Raw genomic sequence first — 4103 nt, forward strand, 5'->3', positions numbered from 1 at the left:
GGTACTCAGTCACCGTCCCCTGCGGATCAGTCAACGTGTAATGCCCGTTCACCAAGTGGTGATAGGCCAGCGCAGAGGACTCGTCGCTGCCCTGCCACTGCTTGATCTCGGTGCCGTGGCTGTCGTAGAGGACGTGCTGGTCGCCGGTGGTGGCGACGTAGTGGTCGCCGTGGTAGCGGAAGGTGGTGACGCGGCCGTCGGGCCAGGTCTGGCGCTGCGCGTGGCCGGACGTGTCGTACTCGACGACGGAGCCGTCGGGCTGGGTCACCCGCTGGGCCGGCTGCGCTGTCACGGGCCACCTCCCTGGCGTCCGGGCGGAGGGCACGCCGGAGACGGCCCGGCCCGACCGCAGCCTGCCAGAGGTTGGTGGGTACGCGGCAGTGACCAGTTCGGACGACACGGGCACTACCCAGTTCGCGTGGCCGTGAACCGGTGGGGCGCGGGCGCCGTTACGTGGGCCATGACCGCCACCACGCCGCGCGGCCCCCGTCCCCGCCGCGCCACGCAGCGCGTCGCGACCCGGGGGTGGGGCAGCCACCGCACGATCACCACGGCGTTGCGCGCCGCGTCGAACGGTTCGGTCATCAGCGTGGGCCCGGGGGTGTACCACGAGTCGGTGCTGGTCGACCGGGACGTGACGATCGTCGCGGACCGCGAGCACGGCGTGGTGGAGCTGGTCGCGACGGACGGCCCGGCGCTGGTGAGCCGCGGCGGTGCGGTGACGGTGCAGGGGCTGACGGTGCGCGGCGACGGGCCGGAGGCGGCGGTACGGACGGGCGCCGGCACGTTGACGCTGGTGGACTGCGAGGTGTCGGGTGGCGGCCTGGAGGCGGACGGCTGGGCCACGGCGGCGCTGGAGGGCTGCCGGTTCCGTACCGGAGGGGTGCGGGTGTCGGGCGACGCGCAGGTGACGGTGACGCGGTGCGCGGTGGAGGACGTGGCCGGCGACGCGGTCGTGGTCGCCCAGTCCGCGCGCGCCACGCTGCGCGACTCGACGGTACTGCGCCCGTCCGGCCACGGCGTCGTGCTGACCGACGGCGCGTCCGCGGAGCTGGTGGACTGCACGGTGGCACACACCGCCGGCACCGGGGTGTACGTCGGGGACCGGGCCCGGCTGGTGCTGCGCGACGCGCGGCTCAACGACACGGGCGACGACGCGGTACGGCTGGTCGGCGCGGAGCCGGCCGGCGACGGGGACGAGGGGTGCGTCGCGGAGGTGACGGGAACGATCGTGTCGCGCGGCGCGGCGCACGGCCTCGCGGCGTACGGGGCGGCGCGGGCGACGGTGGCGACCTGCACGGTGGACGGCGCGGCCCGCAGCGGGCTGATCGCGGAGGCCGGCGCGCGGCTGACCGCGGACGGCTGCACGGTCTCGGCCAGCGGCAGCACTGCCCTGGTCGCCCGCGGTACGGCACGGGTCACGGCGGCCGACTGCACGCTGGCCCGGGCCGGCGCGAACGGCGTGTTCGTCGACGGGGAGGCACGTGCCGTACTGCGCGGCTGCGAGGTGCGCGGCTCCTCGTACAGTGCGGTGCATCTGGCCGGGGCGGCGGTGGCGGAGCTGGCCGGATGCACGGTGGCGGGCACGCCGCAGCACGGCGTACACGTGACGGGGCAGGCGATGCTGCGGCTGACCGGCGGCCGGGTGGAGCACTGCGAGATGACCGGCGTCCAGGTGGAGGAGTCCGGCGACGCGACAGTACGGGACGCCACGATCGAGCACGTGTCGGTCGGGATCCGGGTCGACACGCCGCACCGCCCGCTGGTCGAGTCGTGCACGATCGGTACCGCCGCGCAGGCCGGGATGGAGGTCACCGCCGGCGGCGGCCCGACCGTACGGGAGAGCAGGTTCGCCGACAGCGGTGGCGCCGGCGTGTTCCTCGACCGGGAGTCGACGGCCACGCTGGAGGACTGCGTGATCCGCGACAGCGGCGGCAGCGGACTGGTCGTGTGGGACGGCGCCCGCCCCGTCGTCCGTACGCTGCGGGTCGAGCGCTGCGGCAAGAACGGCGTGTACCTGGCGGCCGACGCCGCCGGCGCGCTGGACGACGTGACCGTCTCGGCGAGCCAGTTCCCGGCCGTGTTCGTCGGCAAGGGCGCCCGGCCGCGCTTCCGCCGCTGCCACGTCGAGGACACCGACCGCGACCTGAACGTGGCGGACGGCGCCGAGCCCACGTTCGTCGACTGCACCACCAACGGCGTACGGACCGCGACGATGCCGGCCACGGTCGCCGCGGCCCGCGTACAGGTGGGTGCGCCAGCGGGCGCGCCGGAGCCGGCCGTGCCACCCGAGCCCGGGACCGCCGCGCCGCCGGACCTGGACGTACTGCTCGGTCAGCTCGACGATCTGGTGGGGTTGAGCCGGGCCAAGCACGACGTGGGCACGCTGGTGAAGCTGATGCAGATGGTCAAGCGCCGGCAGGAGGCCGGCCTCGCGCCGCCGCCGCTGTCCCGGCACCTCGTCTTCGCCGGAAACCCGGGCACCGGCAAGACCAGCGTCGCCCGCCTGTACGGGCGGATCCTGCACGCGCTGGGGATGCTCACCCAGGGCCACCTGGTCGAGGTGGACCGCGGCACCCTCGTCGGCGAGTACGTGGGGCACACGGCGCCGAAGACGCAGGCCGCGTTCAAGCGGGCGGTGGGCGGCGTGCTGTTCATCGACGAGGCGTACGCGCTGGTGCCGGACGGGCAGTCCAACGACTTCGGCCAGGAGGCGATCTCCACGCTGGTCAAGCTGATGGAGGACCACCGCGACCAGGTCGTCGTCATCGTCGCCGGGTACCCCGACCAGATGGGCCGGTTCATCGCCGCGAACCCGGGCCTGTCCTCCCGGTTCAACCGCACCCTCACCTTCGACGACTACACCGTCGCCGAACTGGTCGACATCGTCGCGCACCACGCCGCCGAGCACGAGTACGCGGTGCCGGCGCGGACGCGGGAGGCCCTCGGCGACTTCTTCGCGACCACCGACGACGCGCGCCGCTCCGGGAACGGCCGGTTCGCCCGGCAGGTGTTCCAGGACATGACCGAACGGCACGCGTACCGGATCGCCGACGTGGCCGACCCGACGACCGAGCAGCTCAGCGCGCTCCTGCCGGCCGACGTGCCGGACCGCGCACCCGAGTAGCCGACATCCGCCCGACCGTACGAGGAGGAACCGCCATGGCCGACGACAAGGACAAGGATCCGCCGCCGGACGTCAACACCCCCACGCTGACCACCGACGACGCGAACTGGCCGCTGTCCGCGACCGGTGACGTACCGGGCTCGTCGTCGAAGGGCGACGAGGGGCCACCGCCCGTCGTCGACGACTTCGCCGTGACGATCTCGACGCTCCGCGACGCCCAGAAGGAACTGCTGCCCAGCGCGAACGCCGCAGTCACGTCGTACAACACGCTCAAGGAGGCGACCAACGCCACCAAGGGCTGGATCTTCCAGCAAGACCGCCCCGGCGACCTCGGCGAGTACTACTTCTGGAACCCCGCCTCGCAGGGCACGCAGACGCAGCAGGTCCAGCCGGACAAGGACCTCGCGGCGCAGACCCCGAAGATGGAAGCCAGCCTCGACAACGCGCTGCTGTCCATCGCCGACGCCGTCCACCTCGCCGGCCAGCTCGCCTACTACCTGAACCTCGCGGCGCAGGTCTACACCAAGGCCGACAAGGACTCGTTCCTGCCGACCGAATGACCGGGGGTCAGCCGCCCGGGCCGAACGGGAAGCCGCGCGCCACGAGCTCCTCCCGCAGCGCGCGCAGCCCGTAGAACGTCCGCGACTTCACCGTGCCCGGCGGTACGCCGAGCAGCTCCGCGGCCTCGGTCACCGAGTACTGCTGGAAGTAGATGGCGACCACCGCCGTACGCAGCCGCTCCGGCAGGGCGGCGAGCGCGGCCCGGACCTCGCGCGCGTCGAGCAGCCGGTCCAGCTCGTCACCCGACACCGCGAACCCGTCGATCCGCTCGTCCGGCAGCTCGGGCGGGCGGGCCTGCACCGCGCGGATGTGGTCGATGGCGATCCGGCGCGCCACGGTGAACAGCCACGCGCGGCTCCACCGCCCGTCCGCCGAACGCGCCTCCGGGTGCCGCCACGCCCGTACCAGCGTCTCC

At 73.7% G+C, this 4103-nt stretch carries 4 protein-coding genes; 2 read left to right on the top strand and 2 right to left on the bottom strand.

The window, feature by feature from the left end:
* Positions 1-292: hypothetical protein (locus Aru02nite_RS35990; protein WP_203665029.1), on the bottom strand; the 292-nt coding region annotated here is incomplete at its 3' end.
* A gap of 168 nt (positions 293-460) precedes the next feature.
* Here Aru02nite_RS35990 and Aru02nite_RS35995 point away from each other — a divergent pair.
* Both Aru02nite_RS35995 and Aru02nite_RS36000 read left to right on the top strand, forming a co-directional pair.
* Positions 461-3127 carry a right-handed parallel beta-helix repeat-containing protein gene (locus tag Aru02nite_RS35995; RefSeq protein ID WP_203665030.1) on the top strand — a complete coding sequence of 889 codons (2667 nt, stop codon included), beginning with the start codon at positions 461-463 and terminating at the stop codon, positions 3125-3127.
* Between the two features lie 35 nt (positions 3128-3162).
* Positions 3163-3687, top strand: coding sequence for a hypothetical protein (locus Aru02nite_RS36000; protein ID WP_203665031.1), 525 nt, complete (start codon positions 3163-3165; stop codon positions 3685-3687).
* Positions 3688-3694: 7 nt separating this feature from the next.
* Here the strand turns inward: Aru02nite_RS36000 and Aru02nite_RS36005 are convergent.
* Positions 3695-4103: sigma-70 family RNA polymerase sigma factor (locus tag Aru02nite_RS36005; protein WP_203665032.1), on the bottom strand; the 409-nt coding region annotated here is incomplete at its 5' end.

This window comes from Actinocatenispora rupis, from assembly GCF_016861975.1.
GTDB classification, from domain to species: Bacteria; Actinomycetota; Actinomycetes; order Mycobacteriales; family Micromonosporaceae; genus Actinocatenispora; species Actinocatenispora rupis.

Excerpts from the sequence above, each read along its gene's own strand:
- Aru02nite_RS35995 (WP_203665030.1), top strand. The coding sequence starts at position 461 with ATGACCGCCACCACGCCGCGCGGCCCCCGTCCCCGCCGCGCCACGCAG.
- Aru02nite_RS36000 (WP_203665031.1), top strand. The coding sequence starts at position 3,163 with ATGGCCGACGACAAGGACAAGGATCCGCCGCCGGACGTCAACACCCCC.